Below are 21,109 nucleotides of genomic sequence, written 5' to 3' on the forward strand. Positions count from 1 at the left end.
TCACCATTTGCTCATACATATTACTGTTTCTGACATATTCCAAATCCAATTGCTTTCTTCGGACAGCCATCCACGCATTCCAGACAGTTAATACATTCCGTATTATCTACTCTTCCAGATTTAACCATCTCAGCTATATTTAACCCCATAGGACAGATTCTGCTGCATTTGCCACAGGAGACACAAGCGTCAGGTTTCGCCTTCAGCCTGAATCTTGGTATATGAAGAAAGTCTGCAATTGTCTCGCCAATTACCATAAACGGAGCCATCCAACAAAGACTATGGCACATTCCGCGTCTGCCGGTCATTAACGTGAACAAATATATGATAGACATCACAATTCCATAAATGATAAGATACTGTATATTAATGTCCATAAAATACAGGAAATTTGCTTTTATCGGCCAATTATGTATCCAAAGAAAAACGATGAAAGAAAACCACATCAGCCAGATGATATACTTGGCCAGATTTTTAAACTTGCTGTTCCAGTGGCGGTTGTTTGCTACGGAAATATAATCCTGAACAGTACCTCCAGGACAAAGCCAGCCGCAGAAAAGCCGGCTTCCAATGACTGAAAACATCAGAAGCAGCCCAAAAATCATCGCGCTTCCATTTAAAACACCTTGTGAGGCAGATAGAACAATTACAAAAGGTGATAAAAGAAAAAATGTCATTGGAAACATCAACGCAGAATAAATTAATAAACCCTTGCGAACTCGTTGTCTCATTATAATATACTCCCTTTTTTAATTATTTTCCTGCCTTTACTTCTATGGCAGTTCGTAAAATTGATCGAATATATTTTTATGATATAACATTATGATATATATGTCAATACAAGATTTTTCTGTCTTATTTTTATTATTTGATGGTTGATTTAAATCTTGAATTGATTTATACTATCAGTACATAAATCTCGTAAGCGTTCACGTAAGCCAACGCACTGTCCAACCTGCCTGGTTGGAGGGTGTGTTTTTTGCGTTCTCCTTCAGGCAGGAATATAAATAAAAAGGAGATAAAAGCTATGAGAAAAGAATTGGATTTGGAGACTGACACATTGGAAAGATATCAGACTTACATCGAAGATCTGTACAGTGTAACAGCTTCTCTGCGAAAAAAAGAATTTGTAAGCAAAACCGGTTGGAAAGATTTTGTGCCAGTTGTGGATGACGACACGGCCCGCTTTCTGCAATTAATATTGCAGATGAAAAAGCCAAAGAATATCCTTGAAATTGGTACCAGCATCGGATTTTCGGCAATCTCCATGGCACTGATTGCCAGAGAGTATGGCGGAACTATCACAACAATTGAATTTGATCCCACCGCTGCCGCGCAGGCGAAAATTAATTTTGTCCGCTCAGGCGTTGACAGTACCATACAAATCCTGGAGGGCGATGCATGCCAGATAGTCCCTGGCTTTTCAGACGCCTCTTTTGATTTTATTTTTCAGGATGTGGATAAACAGCTTTACCCCATCCTGCTTAAGGATTGTATCCGGATTTTAAAACCCGGCGGTGTTTTCGCCGCCGATGATGCCTTATTTCCTGTAATGGACTTAGATCCAAAGTGGTACGATCAGGTGGAACCAGTAGGTGAGTTCAACCACCTTGTGGCCAATTCTCAAGAATTGAGCAGCACCCTGCTGCCAATTGGAGATGGAATGATTGTTGCAGTAAAAAAATAATCTGATACTTTTAGTAACTATCAAACAACCGTAAAACAGGCTGACTTCATTTTTATGGAGTCAGCCTGTTTTGCTAGCTTTCAATAATATCTAATATTTCTCTCATTGATGACTGAAATTCAGCATCTGATGAATTTTTAAAAATCAGCAGATCATCGTTACAGCCTGGATCGTCTAATTCTTCCGGTATGTCAAAATTAACACCAGATATATATTCTTCCCAATTATCCAGCTTCCACCGGTCCCTGTCACTGTTTCGTTCAATCATTCTCTGCCTGCATACCTCCACATCCGTCTGAACCCATATTATGGTAAGCTTTGCATTTTTTTTGATCAGCTTCTCCCGCAAATCATTCATATACCGGGTATCTCGGATTTCTCTTGTAAATGGAGCATTAATCAGCACAATATCATCGTACTCCAACGCTTCCATGGCAAGATCTACAATTGCCGAATACTCATAATCCCGGATATTTGATTCAAAAAAATCAGAACTTCTGTTGTATTCCTGACCTGCAACCACAAATATCTGCTTGGATAAAACAATCAGTGTATCCTTATCAAGATAAACAACATGCTTAAGATTCCTGGCAAGCTGTTTGGAAATATATGTTTTTCCGCTTGCGGGAGGAGATGTTACCAAAATCAGTCGTTTCATATTTACCTCTCTTCCATCCTTAAATTTATATTAATGGTGTCATATCTCTAATCCTATCAGATTACAGCATATCCTGCAAATTCTTCTGTGCAGCATAAATCGACTTGTTATCATTAAATACATAAGCGACACAGCATACCATGAAAAAATACGGCACATAAGAATATCCAAAAACCTCTGCTCCTATAAAAACCGGAGCTAAAAGAGTATTGGTAGCACTGCCGAAAACTGCCGTGTATCCCAATGCGGCAGCAAATTCAACAGGCAGACCAATCAGTACGGCGATAGCAGCTCCCAGACTTGATCCGATGGCAAACAGAGGGGTAACTTCTCCACCCTGATAACCTGCCGCCAATGTAATTATCGTTAAAATAAATTTCAAAATCCAATCCCACTGATAAATCTTACTGCCATGAAATCCTGCAGAAATCAAATTTGTTCCCAGGCCGGAATAACGCCCCATTCCTGACACAATAAATAAAATTACAAGAATGGTTCCTACTATGGCTATTTTTCTAATGGGACTCTCAAATACTTTATTCAATCTTTCCTTTACCAGTTTTAAACCGTGTGCAAACATTGCACCCACTAAACCAAAAATAATCCCTAACAAAATCATTTTTATTATAAATACAGGATTCATCTGTATTTGTAACTGAAGATCATAATGAAATTTCTCCAATCCCAATCCTCTGGAAACCGCATTGGCCACAAAGGCTGCGATAATCGCCGGAAATAAAGCCGTATACTGTAAAGAACCTGCAATTAAAACTTCAAGTGCAAAGAAGCACGCGGCTATAGGTGTCTGAAATAATCCGGAAAATCCGGCTGCCATTCCTGTTACCAGAAATATTTTTGAATCAGATACCATGTTCATTTTTCGCCCTACCCAATGGGAAAATGTTGCCCCAATCTGTACTGCAACCCCTTCACGTCCGGCACTGCCGCCAAAGAGATGGGTCATCCATGTCCCGATTACCGTTAAAGGTATCAATCGCAGCGGAATTACATCTTCCTCCCCATGACCGACTGAAAAGATGAGCCCCATCCCTTTTACACATTTTCCCCCAACCATGGAATATGATTTAGCTATTACAACTCCTGCTGCCGGCAAAAATAATATGAGGGGGAGAAAAAAACGTTCCCGGACTTCGGTTAAATAAATTAATATTTCACCAAATCCCGCGTCAAGTGCTCCTGTTACAGCTCCGATTACAACTGCGCAAATGCCTAAAATTAAAAGCTGCCTTAAACTTTTAAACTTACTTAAAATCATTTTAAATATACTCCTTAGTAAAAAAATAACTGATCACTTCCGTATATTCAACATAAATATACAGAAGCCATCAGCAAAGTGCGGTTTGGATATCAAGATCCGGGGAGAGCCTCATTCCCAGTACAATAATAGTACTAAGTTTACTTTCTTTTTAAGACCTTGTCAAGTTGATTCTCCCCATCACTTTTCTTATTCTTGAAAATATCAAATAACTCCAGTAAATAACTGAATAAAAACGGTAGAATCCTGTTTCTAAATGTGATATGCTCTGATAAAGAAAAAAATGAACTGCTTAAGCATAAAGGAGAGTAAAATTAATGAACTTTGAAATAACAGACACCATTCATGAAACGGATGAAAAATATATCTTTGAAGGCTTGCTGGAATATAATCTAGAGAGAATCGAAGACAAAAACCCCAGGGATCTGGGTATCTTTCTTCAGGATGAAACAGGCAGAAAGATTGCAGGACTAATCGGCAGCACCCATGGAAACTGGTTATCTGTAAAGTACCTTTGGGTGAGCAAAGAATTACGGGGGCAGCAAATCGGGAGTAAACTTTTAAGGCAGGCAGAAAAAACTGCAAAAGAACGGGGCTGTAAGTATTCATTTTTAGATACTTTCAGTTTTCAGGCTCCTTTATTTTATAAAAAACATGGATACAGGGAAGTCTTCACATTAGAAAACTATCCGGTAACAGGAAAGCGTTATTACTTTACAAAAACTCTATAAATGCGGAGGCAGAAGTCGTGAAATCCCTTAAAAATAAGGATTTTAAAGAAATAATAAGATATATATTAATAACAACGGTAATCATAGCCGCTGCTACTGGTATCGGCTGGATCTTTTTAATGATTGGCTTTCCTGAAACAAACATTGTTATTGTTTATCTTCTTTCTATCTTAATAACCGCCCTCTTTACAAGGGGATATACTTACGGAATAGTGGCAGCCGTCGCTGCTACCTGCACCTTTAACTATTTTTTTACAGACCCCTACTATACTCTTTCTGTCAGCGATCCTACATATTTCATTACTTTTGGAATTATGACAATCACAGCAATTATCACAAGCACTCTTACTTCGAAAGTAAAGCAGAACGCTGTGGAGGCACAGGAAAAAGAAGCGGAAACAAGTGCACTGTTTCATCTTACCAACCGATTAACGGATGCCGCTGATATATCCGATATTGCAGGTATCACCACAGAAACCATCAGCGGTATTATGAATTGCCGTGCTGCCTGTTTGTGCTTTGACGAAAGCGGTCAGCCGGAGCAGAGCTTTATCCAGCAGTTAAGCAGCACTAAGCAGGTTCGAAGAAAAGTGGACGATACAACTGAACTGAAGCACCGAATAGAGGGGCTCAGGAGCGGTTATGCCATAGACTGTGAATTTTACGACTGGCCAATTTATGGCAGAGAATCAATACTTGGCCTCCTGAGAATACCGAAAGAAAATGCCGTTTCCATGGGGGAACCCCAAAAACGTCTGCTTCGTTCTATGATTGAAAGCACAGCACTTGCCATGGATCGCTTTCGAAGTGCCAGGCAGCAGCAGGAATCAAGAGAGGAAACCATCCAGGAACGATACCGCAGTAATCTCCTGCGGGCTATTTCTCATGATCTGCGCACGCCGCTTTCCGGTATTATGGGTACATCGGAGATACTTATGGACATGACTGAACCACAGGATCCAAGATATAACCTTGCAGAAGGCATCCATAAAGATGCAGACTGGCTGCATTCTCTGGTTGAAAACATTTTAAGTCTGACCCGGCTGCAGGATGGACGGCTCACTATTACAAAGCAGCTTGAAGCGGCAGAAGAAGTCGTTGGCGGTGCTGTCAGCCATATCCTAAAGCGTTATCCGGAATACGAAATTACGGTAGATGTTCCGGAAGAGGTTCTTCTTGTTCCCATGGACGCTAAATTGATCCAGCAGGTGCTGATTAATTTACTTGATAATGCCATTAAGCATACTCCTCCCACCGGAGAGATTAAAATTACGGTCAGTCTGGAAAACAATTTCGCTGTATTCTCAGTCGCTGATTCCGGGTGCGGCATAGCGGCATCAGACCTGCCGAATATCTTCCAGATGTTTTATACCACTCACTCCGGAAAAGCGGATTCACAAAGAAGTGTGGGTCTTGGACTGCCCATATGTGAGGCGATTATCAAAGCTCATGAAGGCACCATAGAGGGTCATAACCGTGCTGGCCGAGCGGGTGCTGAATTTATATTTATCTTGCCAAAGGAGGGACACAATCATGCAGAACCGAAATGAACAGATCCTGATTGTAGAAGATGATTCACAGATTCGCAATTTTATCTCCTATTCACTGAAACAGGAAGGTTTTTCTTATATAACTGCCGGAACGGCACAGGGTGCACTGTCAACACTTGTTACAGAACAAATTGATCTTATGCTTCTTGATCTTGGTCTTCCTGATTTTGATGGAATGGAAGTAATTAAAAAGGTCCGCGAGTGGTCGGAAATGCCTATTATCGTAGTTTCTGCCCGGGATCAGGATAAGGAAAAAGCATCTGCGCTGGACAACGGAGCGGACGATTATCTGACGAAACCATTTTCATCCATGGAACTCATGGCCCGTATCAGGGTTGCGCTCCGCCACCTGCATAAAGCGGGTGGGGTCCGGTCCCAGACCAATTTAGCCGTAGGCGGGCTTAGAATTGATTTAGACAAACGTCTGGTATATCTTGAGGACAGCGAGCTGCACACCACTCCGCTTGAATACAGCCTGCTTTCCTTGTTTTTCAGAAATATAGGAAAAGTGCTGACTACAAAGTATATTATCAAAGAAATATACGGGGCAGGGTACGGATCCGACACCCAGGCTCTTAGAAAACTCATGGCAGGGCTAAGGCGGAAAATCGAAAAGAACCCTGCTAAACCACGCTATATCCTGACTGAAATCGGTGTAGGATACCGGCTTTCAGATGTATAACACAACTCCATTCTTCAGAAAAGACTGCTTTGGTACTCCCGAAGTGGTCTTTTTTCATCCTCACAGCATCCTCACAGGAATAACTGGTCTCTCACGCCATGCTCACAGCTTTTTTGCTAGGATAAATGTGTAAGAAATCTGCAAGGGAGGTTCAGATCAATGAATACAGAATTAAATGAAAGCAAAGAAAATCTTACTGCACTCTGCGAAACGATACGGGATCTGATCAGTATGCAGGACTATCAAACGTGTGAAAGCATGATCTGCCAGGCTATAGGAAAATACCCTCATGCGCCGGAGCCCCATAATCTGATTGGAATACTGCTTGAAAAAACGGGGGACCACCCCGCCGCCATGAAGCACTTTCGTGCAGCCTGGGCACTTGATCCCACATATCTGCCTGCACGGCGGAATCTGGAATGCTACGGCACATTTTTCTCAAATGGCAGGTGTGCTTATAATGAAAATGATTGTATAACAGATGACAATGATCATGTCATCAGGAGGAATTGAATATGAAAATTCAAATAAACAAACCCAAAAATGAAAACTACACAATTATAATTGGATGCGGCAGATTAGGCGCTAACCTGGCAAATACACTTTCCGACAGCGGTGAAGATGTGCTGATTATCGACAAAAACAAGGATGCTTTTCGAAAACTGTCCCCAGCGTTTGGCGGACTTACCTTAAACGGCGATGCCACAGACTTGGATGTTTTGCAGGAAGCACAGATAAGCACTGCAACTGCAGTGATCGCTGTTACTAATAATGATAATGCGAACATACTGGTAGCTCAGATTGCCCGCGAACTATTCCACATTGAACGGGTGATCGCAAGGTTATATGATCCGGAAAGGGAGTACGTTTATCGTGAATTTGGCATCGATACCATATGCCCGGCTGTCTTATCCGTAAAGGAAATCGATAAAATATTATCCAGACCGGACATTCACAAAGAATCATTACAGGAGGCAGAATCATGAAAACAAAGGTGTTGCTGGTTGGCGGAAGAAGCAAGGCAAAGTCTCTTGCAGCTTCGTTAATAAATAAAGGTTACCAGGTAACCGTAATAAATGATACATTGGAAGACTGTGTGAAGCTGTCTGAAATCGACAGGCTTACCGTCATTCATGGTGATGGAACACGGCCCTTTGTTTTAGAAGATGCCAATGCGGGCGATGCGGATATCGCCATTGCAATGACTGCAAAAGACGAGGATAATCTGGTTATCTGTGAATTATGCAAGAAAAAGTTCCAGGTAAAAAAGACAGTCGCACTTTTAACTGATCCGAAAAAAACCGACTTTTTTTACAAGATGGGAATCGACAGTGTTGTCTGTGCCATTACTGCAATTACCGGCATTATTGAACAACAGGCTTTTGTAGATAAAATAACAACACTGATTCCCATTGGGGAAGGCCGCGTCAACATTGCAGAGGTTCCTATTCCAGATACCTCACCTGCTGTGGGAAAAAAGCTGTGGGAAATTGATCTTCCAAAGGAAGTAATTGTAGGCTGTATCCTCCGCGGTGATACGACCATGGTGCCCAGAGGCGACACACGGATTCTGTCCGGGGATATGCTTGTACTGATCTCCTCTGATAAACAGGAAATGGCCGCCATTCAGGAATTGACAGGAAGGTGATGACATGACCCGTAAATTTTATAATCGCAGCAACATAGGAAAACTCATGCTGCTGATCGGTATTCTTGTTGCTGTCCCTCTGGTGATAGTTCCATTTTATCCTCAGGACGCAGTTTATATTGTTCCATTTTTACTTCCATCACTAGGCTCAATCGTACTTGGAAGTATCATCTGCCTGATGAAAAAAAAGGAGGAATCCACGTTTGAATGGCGTTCTTCCATGCAGCGCAGCAGCCTTACAGTCCTGTTTGCATGGGGATGGGGTGTTTTTATCGGTGCAGGTCCATTCGTACTGGGCAGGCAGCTCACTTTTGTTCAGGCACTTTTTGAGGCAGTCAGCGGCTGGACAACAACCGGCCTCTCCGTCATGGATGTGACCATTACTCCCCATATCTATCTGTTTCACCGCAGCTTTATGCAATTTTGCGGAGGTCTGGGGTTCGTAATGATGATGGTAATGCTTGTGCAGGATAAACAATCCATGAATCTGTACAACGCCGAGGGGCATCCGGATAAACTCCTGCCCAACTTAAAAAAGACAGCCCAGACGATTTGTCTGATGTATAATGGTTTTTTAGTAATAGGAACAGCGGCTTACGTCATTGCCGGTATGAGTCTGTTTGACGCAGTCAATCATACGATGTGTTCCTTATCTACCGGTGGATTTTCAACCAAGCTGAACAGCATAGGGGAATATAACAGCTTCCCCATTGAGATCATCACAATTATTCAAATGTTAATAGGCACGACAAACTTCGCTGTACTGCTGTTATTAACAAAGAGAAAATGGAAGCAGGTATTTAAAGTCAGTGAAGTCCGCTTTATGTTCCTTGTACTGCTCATAACGGTTCCTGTTACGGCATTTTCCCTCATAAGCGGAATGAATATGGGTATTTTTGAAGGACTCCGCCGGGCTTTGTTTGATGTTACATCTGCGCTTTCAACAACAGGCTATTCCAGTATGAGTTATACCTCCTGGCCTCCACTTGCAGTCAGTATGCTGATCTTAACCATGTTAATCGGCGGCGGCATCGGATCGACGGCCGGCGGCATCAAACTGACCCGTGTTTACTTAATGATCCGTACTGCCCTGCAGAATATACGCAAACGCCTTTCTTCACCAAGAAATGTAGAAACAATCTATTTTTTCAGAGCACAGGGAAAAACAGAGATTGATTCCACACTGGCAGCAGACACGACCGGCTTTGTAACCTCTTATCTCTTTCTGTATATTACAGGCACTTTGCTGATCACAGTAACTGCAGATTGTTCCCTGACTGAAGCCATGTTTGAATTTGCATCTGCCCTCGGCACTGTAGGACTGTCCATCGGCATTACCTCTCCTGCTACCGGCAATGCAACGCTGGTGGTGGAAATGCTTGGAATGATACTTGGAAGGCTGGAAATCTTCATTGTATTGATCGGTGTTTATTCCGCTGGCTCTTTGATGAAACAGACACTGGAAAAACCGAAAAAGCTGATAAACAGAACAGTAAAATAACAAATAGCCAGAGCCGCAGGTATTCGCACCTGCGGCTCTTTGAGTTCGTAAAGATATAGAATTGTACCGGAATACACGATCACTGCGTTTAAAGATTTCCTATACTCTCCACATATTCTTCCAGATCACTTTTAATAATTGATACCTGGGGGCCATAAATTACCTGAACTCCATTTCCTTTTTTTATAACACCCCTGGAACCGGTTTTCTTTAAAATATCTTCGTTAATCAGGTCTGCATCTGCAACTGTGAGGCGCAGCCTGGTGGCGCAGCAGTCAATATCGATCACATTCTTTAACCCGCCCAGTCCCTCAAGAATCATCTTGGATTTCTCATTGTTTTCAGACTTTAACTTGTTTTGAAAATCCTTTTTTGAATAAAGCTTAATCTCCCCTTCCATCTCTTCACGTCCGGGTGTTGGCAGATTGAATTTCAAAATGAAAAACTTAAATACAAAATAATACAAAGCACCGTAACCGGCAAATACAGGGAGAATCATAAGCCAGTTGGTCTTAGCCTGCCCCTGCAGTACACCATACAGGATGAAGTCAATTAATCCACAGGAAAACGTGGTTCCGATACAGATGTTTAATACGTGCATGATAACAAACGACAATCCTGCAAATACACAATGAATGGCAAACAGGGCAGGTGCTATAAACAAAAATGTAAATTCAATAGGCTCTGTAATACCCGTTAAAAATGTGGTAAGCGCCGCTGATGCAAGCAGTCCGCCCACTACTTTGCGGTTTTCCGGTCTGGCGCAATGGTACATTGCCAGTGCAGCCGCCGGAAGACCTGCCATCATAAAATCATATTTACCTGTCATGAACCGGCAGGCACTGACGCTGAAACGGGTAACCGACGGAGATGCCAGCTCTGCGAAAAAGATATTCTGTGCTCCAGCAACCGTTACACCGTCGATTACCGCAGTTCCTCCCAGTCCTGTCTGCCAGAACGGAATATAGAATACATGATGAAGACCAAACGGAATTAATGCCCTCTCCATAAATCCAAAAATAAAGGTTCCGAAATAACCTGATTTCATTACCACATTTCCGACAGCAAAGATTCCCTGCTGAATTATGGGCCAGATATTAAACAGAATCAGACCAACTCCAATATGTGCAACCACACATACAATGGGCACAAAGCGTATTCCTGCAAAAAAAGACAGGGCAGCCGGTAATTTCTGTTTATAAAAGCGGTTATGCAGATAAGATGTAACAAGACCAACTACGATACCTCCGAATACACCTGTCTGGAGAGTATCAATTCCACACATATTTGTGAGTGCTCCATTTAATACATGCTCCCCATAGCTTCCGTCAGACAGGATTTGTCCTGTGAGCTTTAACATGGCATTTATGGTAGTGTTCATCACAAAAAACGAGATTCCTGCCGAAAGAACTGCAACTGCTTTTTCATTTTTCGCCATACCAAGTGCGACTGCCATGGCAAAAATAATTGGTAAATTACCAAAAATCGTACTGCCCACCTGTGACATAATTACTAAAAGTCCGTGTAATATCGTGCCTTGTCCCAGGATGGACTGTAACTGGTACGCATCTATTGTCTTTGGATTTGTAAAGGATGCCCCTAATCCCAGCAATACTCCCGCAATAGGCAGGATCGATACAGGAAGAAAAAAGGATCTTCCCACTTTTTGTACTACTGCAAACGCTTTACTGTCTTTCCCCTTATTCATATGTAATCCTCCTCAAACGATTCCCCAAATGATGAAAACTGATAGATTGTGGTTGATTTATATTCTTCACCCTTATTAAGGATCGGGACCTCAAATCCCTTTGTGTTGATACTGTTGGGAAAATACTGTGGTTCCATACAAAAACCGCTCCATTTTGAATAAACCGCTCCCTCTTTTCCCGAAACATCTTTTAAAGAATTCCCCGTATAAAACTGCATACCAGGCAGATCGGAGTATACCTCCATCCGTACCCCCGCGGTGCGGTTTACTGCCTCAGCCATTTTTCTCACACCTGAATGGGGATTTCCTATAACAAAATTATGATCAAAGCCTCCTGCCAGCTTTAACTGCCCATACTCCGCCTTTATCACCCGGTCCAGCCTTTGCGGACTGTTAAAATCCATGGGAGTTCCCTGTACCCGACAGATTTCTCCTGTTGGTATGATATCCTTATCGACGGGCGTATACGCATCTGCCAGAATCATGAATTCCGTATCCATTATACTCCCCGCTCCATGACCCTTTAAGTTAAAATAACTGTGGTTTGTCATATTAAGCAGCGTCCTTTTATCGCTGACTGCATGGTATGAAATAATCACTCCATCTCCCTCTGTCAGGTGATAAGTAACCGCCACATCAATCGTTCCTGGAAATCCCTGTTCCCCATCTGTGCTTCGATAGCTTAATTTTAAAGAATTATTCCCCGTAATTTCATAATCCCACAGCACTTTATGAAATCCATTCTCCTTATCGCTGTGAATATTATGACACCCTCTGTTTTTTGCCAGATGATAAACCTTATCATCCAGAACAAATAAAGCATTGGATATCCGGTTGGCATTTCTTCCTACCGTTGCACCAAACATCGGATAATTCTGAAAATACTCTTCTAAAGAGTCATATCCCAGCACAACATCCTGAAAACTTCCATCCCCTTTCTTTACCAGCAGTGACACTAAAACCGCCCCAAAATTAGTGATACTTACAGCCGTTCCCCTGGAATTACGTATTGTAAAAAGAAATGCCTCCCTCCCATCCTTCATGAACCCGAATCGTTCCCTGGCTACGCTCATTGCTCCTCCTTATTAATGTCCGTATTTCATAAGGCTGCTGACTACCGGATCAAGGGACTCAATTCCTTTCTCCTTTAATAGTTCAATTGCTTCCCGGAATTGGGGAAGGTATTTTTCATGTGCAACCAGCAATTCATCGAGCACTCGCTTTGCCTCTGATCCGCTCTGAATCAAAGGATTTATAGTGAACGCCTCAAGAGCCAGACCATAATCCCCTGTCAGGGCTGCTGAAATTGTACACTCTTCCATTGCCTTCATAATCTGGAGCCAGCCCTTTTCTGCCGGACGCATCTCTCCCCATACAATGGGCTCCGCACCTTTTGCGGAAATCAGGGAAGACACTTCTACAATGGAATCACTGTCCAGACACGGAATCGCTCCCCGGTTTTGTGTACTTACAACCATATGAATTCTCTTATCATTGTAGATTGCACTGATGCACTCACATGCCGCATCGCTGTAATATGCCCCTCCCCGTTTTGACAGCTGTTCCGGCTTTGTTTTAAGTTCCGGCTGTTTGTATATCTCAAATAAATCAGCTTCCACTCTCTTCATCTGCTCTGCCCGGGTTCCTTCGTTTTTAAATTCTTCCAGGCTGTGCTCAAGCATTTCTTTCTGCATATAATAATATCTATGGTATCCGCAGGGAAGCAGATTCATTGTCTGCAGCAGTTCCATGGGAAACTCAGCCTGAAAAATATTTGCAGGTGTACCCCCATTTCTTTCATTGATATGTCCGATAAGTTGGGAAGTCAGCTCTTTTCCCTGTTTGTCAAACACCTTATGCCAATGGAAATGATTGAGCCCGGCAAACCGGTAATTTAATTCCCCAGCCTCTTTATGAATCACAGCTGGCTCCGCCATCATGGCTATGGTTGGCACATTACATAAACCGATACATTTTTTCCAACCAAAATGCCTGATTACCGTCTCAGTTATAATCCCGCTTGGATTTGTAAAATTAATCAGCCATGCCTCCGGACACAATTCTTTCATATCAGATATAATTTCTTTCATTACCGGAATGGTTCTAAAGGCTTTGAGCAGCCCTCCGGCACCATTGGTTTCCTGTCCCAGCATTCCATGAAGCAAAGGAATTCTCTCATCTTTAATTCTCGCATCCAACAGCCCCACCCGGAACTGGGTAGTGACAAAATCGGCATTTACCAATGCCGCTCTTCTGTCCAGAGTGGTATATACCTTTACCTGGTAAGGCGTCGCATCCCACATTCTTTGTGCCAGTGCACCAACGATCTCAACTTTCTCACGTCCGTCTTCAATATCCACCAGCCAGATCTCCCTGACCGGCAGTTCTTTATAACGTTTTATAAATCCCTCCATCAATTCAGGAGTATAGCTGCTTCCTCCTCCAATCGTAACTATTTTTATTGAATGTTCCATTTAAACCCTCCTCATGCCTGTCAAATTGAACAACTGTTCCTGATAGATTTATCATAGACACTGGATATCAGAAAATCAATCTTTCCAATGTATGCAGATACTTTTTTCCAAAAAACCTTTTTAAATGCTATAAGCGCTGAAACTTTCTGAATTCCGGACAAAAAAATGGGTGCTTTGGCACCCATTTATTTGTCTATTTCTCTGTCATCCATAAAAGAAATAGCTTCATGAAGATAATCAATATTTTTATTTCTGTCAATATTATAAATACATCCAAACACTACATCCAGCATATATTGCATCGCAATATGGGAAGCAAACTGGGATATCCTGTCCCGTAAGTTTTCCCTGTCACTGATATAGAGATGGTGTTTTATATACTTAGGATATAAATTACTTCCTGCTTTTCCAATTAAAACCACAGGTATGTTTTTCTTATAAAGCATATGGATAATTGGCAGTATGAAAGTAGCTTTTCCGGAATATGACAATACGAGAGCTGCATGGTCATCGGAAGCAGCCAAAACCGTCATTCTCTGCTTATAAAATGATTTGGGACAATTAACCATTCTGCCGATTGTCAGCATTTTATCCTGGAAATTTTCTGCAGGATTTAAATTGTGTGCATGAGTATAAATATCAATGACGCTTGCTTTATGAAGCAGTTTCGTTATTTTCTCCAATTCCACCGGATCGATAAAATCATAAGTATCCCTGATTGTTGTTTCATATAGTTTTAACAGCCGGCTTGCAATCATTTTCTGACTGTCCTGCTTTTTAAAGGGATAATTAACATCAATCACTTCCCCCTCTTTCTGCGTTTCTGCCAAATCCAGTGCCAGCTTAACTTTCAGTTCATTAAACCCTTTCAGCCCGATTTTATTACAAAATCGGTGAATGGTTGATTTGGATATATGTATTTCATCAGACAATTGCTGAATAGATAAATTAATGATGTGCTCCTTATTCTTCATGACAAAAAGCGCAACGTCATTTTCAACAGGAGTAAATGTGGTGCATAAGTTAATCTCATTATCAATTAACATATGTATCTCCTCCCTTCGAACCTGTTTTTATCTTACATCAGTTTGGAGATTTATACAATCACCGGAATGCTGAAGAACACCCGGCATATAAAGCCGGGCATCCCATGTCAGCACATACGGTCTTTTAAAAGCTTGTACCATTTACAATTCTTTTGGTACTGACTGCATGAATAGTTCCATTTCTCTTATCTGTAATTTTTTATCACTCCCAGATCCCAGGTAATCTGCTGATAAGGTCCTGATAAGTTATTCGTACCCTGGATCAAAAAATCAACCCGGTTTATATCATTAATCTCCATCTTCTGATTATAGCCGGCACGGATGAATTCACCGTGAGATACATTGGTCGTCCACCTGTCTGCGTTATATTGTAAATTGCCTCTCCATGCCCACTTCTCAGCCACTCTGTTCCATGGACCTCCGGCACCGGCTGACTGCCATAATTCATAATACCGGCCATCTTTCATATCTTCAATCGCAAGATAGTATTGGCCATCTGCTAAAGACTTATAGACATTTGCACCTTCAAAGGTGTCTGTTATGGCTACGGAAGGCGCTCCCCAGCCTGACGGGAAATTAGAAAGCGAAGTTCTTCGTACATATAATTTATGGGAATTATCACTTGGAGTATTATACATATAAGCATAGGAATTATCACAAATCACATAATAATCCCACCCCAAATTTCCGGAGATGCCAAAGGATTTGGGTCCTGACCATGATCTTGGGTCAGCTATATTCGTTGTTGTTGCGTATGCTGCACCGTGTGTTCCGTCCTGATATACCAGATACCACAACTTTTTCGGTTCAAAATAAAATACCTGAGGTGCACAAAAATAGCTTTCCCCAATCGAACTCATATAGGTGCGCGCAGCATTTTTAAGACCGGAGATCGTGGACGCTGACGTATAAAGCATCTGCCAGCCGCCGCTTTGATTGGCGCCGGTATAAAATACATGATACTTTCCTCCATAATAAACGATGGTAGGATCCTTTGCGCCATAATAATCATAAGGTCTCGCTTGTCCATGATAAATAACTCTCTCGCCTACATACCATGTGGGATTTGATACTGCTGTTGCACTTAATAACTTCTTCATAAAATACGCTCTCCCTTTATATCTTATTACTGCCCTTTCCCATTTGTATATTCCCCAGGCTGCCCGATATAATCTTAAGAATCCGTATTATACCGCCTCCCCTTATATCTTATGCAGCTGATACAGTAAGTGCTCCCCTGCAGCAATCAGTCATACATACGGAAGATGGTGATATGTAAGCGGAAAATGTGGTATAATGCACTGTAAGTGTAATAATTACAAGACGAGGAGAAGATAAATGAAAATAAAACAAAAAAAGTTACTTATTTTTTTCGCACTGCTCGCAGTACTATTTATCCTGGAGTCAGTTGTATCATTTGCAGCTGAAGATGCGATACCATCTATTAATATTGATGTCATGCTTCAGAATGATGGTTCTGCAGTTATCACGGAAATCTGGGATGTGCGGGGTGTATCCAGCGGTACAGAGTATTATAAGGCTTTATATAACATGGATGGAATGAGCGTTCATTCTTTTCTTGTTTCAGACGAATCAGGTAAGCAATACAAGACTCTGGATAACTGGGATACCAAACGCACCAGAGAGGAAAAGTCCGGCACCTGCGGAATATTAAAGACTTCCCGTGGTTACGAACTCTGCTGGGGAATAGGAAATTATGGTAACCATCAATATACCATACAATATACGATTGAGGGATTAGTCAAAGATTATGGCGATTACGCCGGATTTTATCATCAGTTTATATCAGAGCTTTCAAGCGCTCCGGGATCAGCCTATATTAAAATCCGGAAGCCTGATACGCAATTAACAGAAGACAACGCCAGAATCTGGGGTTATGGTTTTAAGGGTGAAGTGAAAATGAACAACGACGGAAGCCTTACTGCCTTTTCTTCAGAAGCTTTGGGAAAAAGTGATTATGCGAATGTACTCTGCCGCTTTGACAGAAGCTTATTTCCGACAGCACAAAAAGCAGATATGACTTTTGAAAAATTGCAGAAAAAAGCAGATAACGATAATTCAGATACGGTTATGTATATCATCTTTGCCATTTTAGGGGCGGCTATTATTATGGCCATTATTCCCATTGTATTCTTTTATTCCCGATACAAACTGGCAGACGGAACAGTTATACGGCTTCCTTCAATGAAACAGATAAACGCCAACTGGTCCATCCCTTTTGACGGCAGTATTCCCGCTGTATATTCCGCCATGAAGCTGATCCGCAAGGGGATTTCCTTAGAAAATCTTATGGGTGCCTATCTCATCCGCTGGCAGGAGAAAGGGTATATCCGCATGGAAAAGCGTGAAAATACGAATGGCAGAAAACTTAAGGAAGAAGAAGCTATTGTATTTACACAGACTCAGCCACAAGGACCCTCAGTGGAGTATACGCTGTACATGATCTTTTTCAGTGAATCCGATGAAAACAACATTCTCTGGACCTCAGATATTGGAAATCGGTCAGAAGAGTTTTATAAGAAGCTCACTGCATGGGAAAGCAGAGTGAAACTGGAAGGGGATCATGAATTAATGGACTTGAATGCTGCGGCAGCAGACTTAAAAAGCGCTCTTCGATTCACTGCCTCTGGTTTTGAGCAGGCTGTCCGGATACTTGGATTTCAAAAATATCTGATGGATATGGGAGGACAAAGTAACGGCCAGACATCTCAGGGAACACTGTGGGGAGATTATCTTGTGTTTGCTACCCTGTTCCAAATTGGAGAGCGGGTTCTTCAACATATGAAAGCCCTTGATCCGGAACATTTTGACTCCTTCGCAGGCACATACGGCTGCAATTCCTACAATATGATTTATTTAATGACCATGACACACCATATTTCAAGTGCTGCCTCTCCGGCTTCCAACACAGCAGGAACCGGCGGTGGCGTCAGTTCCGGAGGCGGAGGAGGGTTCTCCGGCGGCGGCGGCGGAGGGAGCAGATAACAGGACTATTTAAAAATGATGCCGCCCGGACCTGCATGGTATTTGGGCGGCATCATCTATATTATATTTACATTTTTTTAACCGGCAGCCATATCTCAAATTTGAAATCAGCTGCTCCTCTGTTCCCCTGATATGGGAAGCATTCAATATCCACCGTTTCAGCATACTGATATCCTGATACAGGCAGCCATTCACTAAAAATACGCTTCCATGCATCTTCCACTGCTTTATTCACCGGACCTTCAATCTGGAAAACAGCCCAGGTTGATTCACTTATAACAAAGCTGTCCATGCCCTCCGGCGGCTCTTTATCAGTAATGCAGGCAATGGTATAGTCCACTTTTTCCTCACTTATCACTTCAATGAAACCGTGAACGCCTTTCGGATCACCACTTGATAAAGCCATTAATTCTTCATAAGTTCCATTTTCAAAAACTTCCTTCCAGAATTTGTCCACAGCACCCGGATCATCCTCCGGTGCATGAAAATGCCTTTTCATACCTGCAATTCGAAATTCTTCTTTCTTCTCAATCCTGTAATTCATCTCAGCATCTCCTTTAATAGAAATATGAAAGGTAATACGAGGATAAGCTTTTAAAGATTTCCCGGAATTGCGTGCCACAGAGGGAATTACTCCATGAACATTCAAAAATGCACGGGAAAAAGAATCCGGGGATTCATAACCGTATTTAACAGCAAGGTCAATCACTTTTACATTGCTTCTTTGCAATTCAAATGCAGCTAATGTCATCCGTCTGCGCCGAATGTATTCTGACAAGTGTATGTCAGCAATATACGAAAACATTCGTTGAAAACAGCTGATTGAACAACAAGCCAGCTTTGCCACTGTGGAGTAATCAATTTCTCCTTCCAAATTGCTTTCAATATAGTCAAGTGCATGATTCATTTCTTTTAAATAGTCCATCCTGCCTCCTTTCTGAGCTAAGTATAACAGGATTGTATTACACCTACCCGATAAAATGCGTTTGTTTTAGTCGGTTTCCGGCTGTTTTTCCTGTGCATCTATGCCTTGGTCTGACTTTACCGCGGACTCATTTGCCTGTGGGGCAGCAGACGGCTCTGAAATATGCTGCAGGGACACACCCAGTTTATCCAGTGTAATGAATTTCAGCAGGGTATCCATGACGGTGCCGCTCCCGCCGGAGCTGCCTCCTGAACCGTTATCTCCACTTCCCATCTGCACAACAGTTTTGGGAACGATATCCACGGTAGCATTTTTGACAGCATCGGCCAGTTTATCAGTGACTTCCTGAATGACACGGTATTCGGCACCGCCGTAAGCTTTGACCTGTGCCTCAATGGCCTGTGCCTTTGCCAGACCGACATTCGATTCTTTGGAAGCCTCCGCTTCACCCTCCAGCTTGATTTTGGAAGCATTGGCCTTTGCAAGAGCAATGATCTGATTGGATTCCTGTTCAGCACGGCTTGCAAGAGCCGCACCATTGTTACCCTCAATTTCAATCTGAATCTTGGATTTCGTAAGGAAGCTCTGCTGCTCCGCAATCGCCTGGGCTTCACGCAGGGATTTCTCACTTTCCGCTGCCGACTGCTGCTTCTGGTAGGTGACCTTTTTTTCTTCGGCAATCTGCCGTTCCCGAAGCTGCATCAGAATGTTCTCGATCTGGGTATCGGCTACTGTCGTTTTAGGCGTACCAATTAAAACTTCTTCCAGCTGAAGATTATATTTTTCAAACTTCTCTTTCATTTCAAGAACAGCACGTTCACGGATTGCACTTCGTTCCTGTATCAGTTCGATGAGCGTCTTCGTCTGTGCCACATCTTTGAAATATGCACTGACCAGGGGATCAAGAGACTGGTTTACCAGCATTCCGATATCACCAAAGCGCTGAATGACCCATGGTGCCTGCTTATAGTCAATATGCATGACTACGGACAGCGGAAGGGATGGCTCAAAGGCATCCTTGGTGATAATATCCACTTCCGTCAGGTTCTCATCATACTTATGATCACCGGTTTCGGTTTTGTTCCACTTTAAAATGATGTTGGTTGTGGGAACAAGTACGACCTTGCCCGCATCGGTATTAAACGCATATTTTCCTGGCATCAGAGGTTTTTCCAGTACACCCTTGGAGCCAACGCTTACAAGTTCTCCATGCTTATAGTTTTCTCCTGAGGTATCTACACCCTCACTGCCAAAGAAAGAAACCACAACGCCTACAAAGCCAATGGGCACAACTGTTTTGGGACGGAATTCAACTGTAGCAAAAAGACGATTGATGTAATAGGTACCATCCGTCAAAATCTGAATCTGTTTGCCCCGTCTTCCGCCAAGTTCCAGAAATTTCTCCGGATCCTGAAAACTGGCATGTTCTTCGCCTACATCCGGAGCAATAATCTCGCCTTGCGAAATAGGCGTTCCGTCGTGCACTGTAACAATTCCCATCATGTCACTGGACTCATTACCCCCTCTGCCCATGATCACAACAGGCGAGAATCCCTCCCGTTCAGCCAGAGTTTTCTGCATGCTGATTAATTCGCTGCGCTCCTGCTTTAAGTTGCTGGAGATGGATTTGATCGCGCTGGGCGTGATCACAATGAACTGTGCCAGATTAATGGCATAAGTACCCTCTCTTAAAATTCCCCTCTGCGGACCGCGCTGCCCGCCATTTTTTAAGAATCCGGCAACATCCTGAAAATTGTTTGCTTCAGGCACAATCCGTCCCAGCGTCTGCACCGGAGAAAGCGGAGCACCGTCACGGGCAAATAAATAGGCGATTTGTCCCTGGGGAATCGTAATAAGCGGGTACTTATGTATTTTATACATCAGTACGGATTTGAAATGGATACCGCCCCTCAAAAGACCGGGTGCATATCCCGCTTCTCCGTTAAGTGCAATAATGGAATCTTTAAGTGAACCCTTAAGACTCCACCATTTTTCTACTACAGCTACTTCGTTTGAGTTGATGATTCTTAATCCAAGTATCTTGAAGATAAACAGGTAAAGCAATACAATTATTCCTACAGAATATCCCGCCATCATCAGCCATTCTTCCATAAAAAATCCTCCAATCTGCTATTTTTGATAATACATGCTCCATCACAAATGCCTCTGGGAACTAAGCTAATAGTAACATATAAATCTGTGATCTTAAAGATAACT

The 21,109-nt window shown here is 42.4% G+C and carries 19 protein-coding genes and 1 riboswitch; of the genes, 9 read left to right on the forward strand and 10 right to left on the reverse strand.

Features of this window, described 5'->3' with window-relative positions:
- Window positions 1–20 precede the first annotated feature (20 nt).
- The gene (locus tag DS742_RS20850; RefSeq protein ID WP_117418892.1) at window positions 21–731 is read right to left on the reverse strand and encodes a 4Fe-4S binding protein; all 711 of its coding nucleotides are present in this window, start codon (window positions 729–731) and stop codon (window positions 21–23) included.
- Between the two features lie 296 nt (window positions 732–1,027).
- On the opposite strand from DS742_RS20850, the gene DS742_RS20855 reads away from it, so the two are divergent.
- The gene (locus DS742_RS20855; protein WP_117418893.1) at window positions 1,028–1,687 is read left to right on the forward strand and encodes an O-methyltransferase; all 660 of its coding nucleotides are present in this window, start codon (window positions 1,028–1,030) and stop codon (window positions 1,685–1,687) included.
- A gap of 73 nt (window positions 1,688–1,760) precedes the next feature.
- On the opposite strand, the gene DS742_RS20860 is transcribed toward DS742_RS20855, so the two are convergent.
- Both DS742_RS20860 and DS742_RS20865 read right to left on the reverse strand, forming a co-directional pair.
- Window positions 1,761–2,345: a P-loop nucleotide/nucleoside kinase family protein gene (locus DS742_RS20860; protein WP_117418894.1), complete on the reverse strand. Its 585-nt coding sequence runs from the start codon at window positions 2,343–2,345 to the stop codon at window positions 1,761–1,763.
- A gap of 61 nt (window positions 2,346–2,406) precedes the next feature.
- Window positions 2,407–3,621, reverse strand: a complete 1,215-nt coding sequence (locus DS742_RS20865; RefSeq protein WP_117418895.1) for a chloride channel protein — start codon at window positions 3,619–3,621, stop codon at window positions 2,407–2,409.
- Between the two features lie 54 nt (window positions 3,622–3,675).
- Window positions 3,676–3,749: riboswitch (Fluoride riboswitch) on the reverse strand.
- A gap of 189 nt (window positions 3,750–3,938) precedes the next feature.
- Here DS742_RS20865 and DS742_RS20870 point away from each other — a divergent pair.
- The 7 genes from DS742_RS20870 (at window position 3,939) to DS742_RS20900 (ending at window position 9,733) form a co-directional block, all read left to right on the forward strand.
- Window positions 3,939–4,352, forward strand: coding sequence for a GNAT family N-acetyltransferase (locus DS742_RS20870; protein ID WP_117418896.1), 414 nt, complete (start codon window positions 3,939–3,941; stop codon window positions 4,350–4,352).
- 17 nt (window positions 4,353–4,369) lie between these two features.
- Window positions 4,370–5,902, forward strand: a complete 1,533-nt coding sequence (locus DS742_RS20875; protein ID WP_242996660.1) for a DUF4118 domain-containing protein — start codon at window positions 4,370–4,372, stop codon at window positions 5,900–5,902.
- Complete coding sequence (locus DS742_RS20880) at window positions 5,886–6,584, forward strand: response regulator (protein ID WP_117418897.1); 699 nt, start codon at window positions 5,886–5,888, stop codon at window positions 6,582–6,584. Before DS742_RS20875 ends, DS742_RS20880 begins: the two co-directional genes overlap by 17 nt.
- A gap of 159 nt (window positions 6,585–6,743) precedes the next feature.
- Complete coding sequence (locus DS742_RS20885) at window positions 6,744–7,097, forward strand: hypothetical protein (protein ID WP_117418898.1); 354 nt, start codon at window positions 6,744–6,746, stop codon at window positions 7,095–7,097.
- 2 nt (window positions 7,098–7,099) lie between these two features.
- Entirely contained in the window at window positions 7,100–7,570 is a 471-nt protein-coding gene (locus tag DS742_RS20890) for a potassium channel family protein (RefSeq protein WP_117418899.1), read from the forward strand.
- Window positions 7,567–8,232, forward strand: a complete 666-nt coding sequence (locus DS742_RS20895; RefSeq protein ID WP_117418900.1) for a potassium channel family protein — start codon at window positions 7,567–7,569, stop codon at window positions 8,230–8,232. Before DS742_RS20890 ends, DS742_RS20895 begins: the two co-directional genes overlap by 4 nt.
- 4 nt (window positions 8,233–8,236) lie before the next feature.
- Window positions 8,237–9,733 (forward strand): TrkH family potassium uptake protein, encoded by a 1,497-nt coding sequence (locus DS742_RS20900; protein ID WP_117418901.1) that lies wholly within the window; start codon window positions 8,237–8,239, stop codon window positions 9,731–9,733.
- A gap of 88 nt (window positions 9,734–9,821) precedes the next feature.
- On the opposite strand, the gene DS742_RS20905 is transcribed toward DS742_RS20900, so the two are convergent.
- The 5 genes from DS742_RS20905 to DS742_RS20925 all read right to left on the reverse strand — a co-directional run bounded on the left by DS742_RS20905 (window position 9,822) and on the right by DS742_RS20925 (window position 16,061).
- A complete protein-coding gene (locus tag DS742_RS20905) occupies window positions 9,822–11,441 on the reverse strand; it encodes a PTS transporter subunit EIIC (RefSeq protein WP_117418902.1) in 1,620 nt (539 codons plus the stop codon).
- On the reverse strand, window positions 11,438–12,514 hold the full coding sequence (locus DS742_RS20910) for an aldose epimerase family protein (protein WP_117418903.1): 1,077 nt from the start codon (window positions 12,512–12,514) through the stop codon (window positions 11,438–11,440). The genes DS742_RS20905 and DS742_RS20910 overlap by 4 nt, the downstream gene beginning before the upstream one ends.
- A gap of 12 nt (window positions 12,515–12,526) precedes the next feature.
- Window positions 12,527–13,915, reverse strand: a complete 1,389-nt coding sequence (locus DS742_RS20915; protein WP_117418904.1) for a 6-phospho-beta-glucosidase — start codon at window positions 13,913–13,915, stop codon at window positions 12,527–12,529.
- Window positions 13,916–14,100: 185 nt separating this feature from the next.
- Window positions 14,101–14,961, reverse strand: coding sequence for a MurR/RpiR family transcriptional regulator (locus DS742_RS20920; protein WP_117418905.1), 861 nt, complete (start codon window positions 14,959–14,961; stop codon window positions 14,101–14,103).
- A gap of 185 nt (window positions 14,962–15,146) precedes the next feature.
- A complete protein-coding gene (locus DS742_RS20925; protein ID WP_117418906.1) occupies window positions 15,147–16,061 on the reverse strand; it encodes a non-reducing end alpha-L-arabinofuranosidase family hydrolase in 915 nt (304 codons plus the stop codon).
- 238 nt (window positions 16,062–16,299) lie between these two features.
- Between DS742_RS20925 and DS742_RS20930 the strand changes: the two genes are divergently transcribed.
- Entirely contained in the window at window positions 16,300–17,967 is a 1,668-nt protein-coding gene (locus tag DS742_RS20930) for a DUF2207 domain-containing protein (RefSeq protein WP_117418907.1), read from the forward strand.
- Window positions 17,968–18,034: 67 nt separating this feature from the next.
- On the opposite strand, the gene DS742_RS20935 is transcribed toward DS742_RS20930, so the two are convergent.
- Both DS742_RS20935 and DS742_RS20940 read right to left on the reverse strand, forming a co-directional pair.
- Window positions 18,035–18,892, reverse strand: coding sequence for an AraC family transcriptional regulator (locus DS742_RS20935; protein WP_117418908.1), 858 nt, complete (start codon window positions 18,890–18,892; stop codon window positions 18,035–18,037).
- Window positions 18,893–18,958: 66 nt separating this feature from the next.
- Window positions 18,959–21,004: an SPFH domain-containing protein gene (locus DS742_RS20940; RefSeq protein ID WP_242996662.1), complete on the reverse strand. Its 2,046-nt coding sequence runs from the start codon at window positions 21,002–21,004 to the stop codon at window positions 18,959–18,961.
- Window positions 21,005–21,109 lie beyond the last annotated feature (105 nt).

Source organism: Lacrimispora amygdalina (genome assembly GCF_003432035.1).
In the GTDB taxonomy this organism is placed as follows: Bacteria; Bacillota; Clostridia; order Lachnospirales; family Lachnospiraceae; genus Lacrimispora; species Lacrimispora amygdalina.

Excerpts from the sequence above, each read along its gene's own strand:
- DS742_RS20850 (WP_117418892.1), bottom strand. The coding sequence starts at position 731 with ATGAGACAACGAGTTCGCAAGGGTTTATTAATTTATTCTGCGTTGATG.
- DS742_RS20895 (WP_117418900.1), top strand. The coding sequence starts at position 7,567 with ATGAAAACAAAGGTGTTGCTGGTTGGCGGAAGAAGCAAGGCAAAGTCT.
- DS742_RS20900 (WP_117418901.1), top strand. The coding sequence starts at position 8,237 with ATGACCCGTAAATTTTATAATCGCAGCAACATAGGAAAACTCATGCTG.
- DS742_RS20940 (WP_242996662.1), bottom strand. The coding sequence starts at position 21,004 with ATGGAAGAATGGCTGATGATGGCGGGATATTCTGTAGGAATAATTGTA.
- DS742_RS20920 (WP_117418905.1), bottom strand. The coding sequence starts at position 14,961 with ATGTTAATTGATAATGAGATTAACTTATGCACCACATTTACTCCTGTT.
- DS742_RS20860 (WP_117418894.1), bottom strand. The coding sequence starts at position 2,345 with ATGAAACGACTGATTTTGGTAACATCTCCTCCCGCAAGCGGAAAAACA.
- DS742_RS20935 (WP_117418908.1), bottom strand. The coding sequence starts at position 18,892 with ATGGACTATTTAAAAGAAATGAATCATGCACTTGACTATATTGAAAGC.
- DS742_RS20925 (WP_117418906.1), bottom strand. The coding sequence starts at position 16,061 with ATGAAGAAGTTATTAAGTGCAACAGCAGTATCAAATCCCACATGGTAT.
- DS742_RS20880 (WP_117418897.1), top strand. The coding sequence starts at position 5,886 with ATGCAGAACCGAAATGAACAGATCCTGATTGTAGAAGATGATTCACAG.
- DS742_RS20890 (WP_117418899.1), top strand. The coding sequence starts at position 7,100 with ATGAAAATTCAAATAAACAAACCCAAAAATGAAAACTACACAATTATA.
- DS742_RS20855 (WP_117418893.1), top strand. The coding sequence starts at position 1,028 with ATGAGAAAAGAATTGGATTTGGAGACTGACACATTGGAAAGATATCAG.
- DS742_RS20930 (WP_117418907.1), top strand. The coding sequence starts at position 16,300 with ATGAAAATAAAACAAAAAAAGTTACTTATTTTTTTCGCACTGCTCGCA.
- DS742_RS20905 (WP_117418902.1), bottom strand. The coding sequence starts at position 11,441 with ATGAATAAGGGGAAAGACAGTAAAGCGTTTGCAGTAGTACAAAAAGTG.
- DS742_RS20885 (WP_117418898.1), top strand. The coding sequence starts at position 6,744 with ATGAATACAGAATTAAATGAAAGCAAAGAAAATCTTACTGCACTCTGC.
- DS742_RS20865 (WP_117418895.1), bottom strand. The coding sequence starts at position 3,621 with ATGATTTTAAGTAAGTTTAAAAGTTTAAGGCAGCTTTTAATTTTAGGC.
- DS742_RS20915 (WP_117418904.1), bottom strand. The coding sequence starts at position 13,915 with ATGGAACATTCAATAAAAATAGTTACGATTGGAGGAGGAAGCAGCTAT.
- DS742_RS20870 (WP_117418896.1), top strand. The coding sequence starts at position 3,939 with ATGAACTTTGAAATAACAGACACCATTCATGAAACGGATGAAAAATAT.
- DS742_RS20910 (WP_117418903.1), bottom strand. The coding sequence starts at position 12,514 with ATGAGCGTAGCCAGGGAACGATTCGGGTTCATGAAGGATGGGAGGGAG.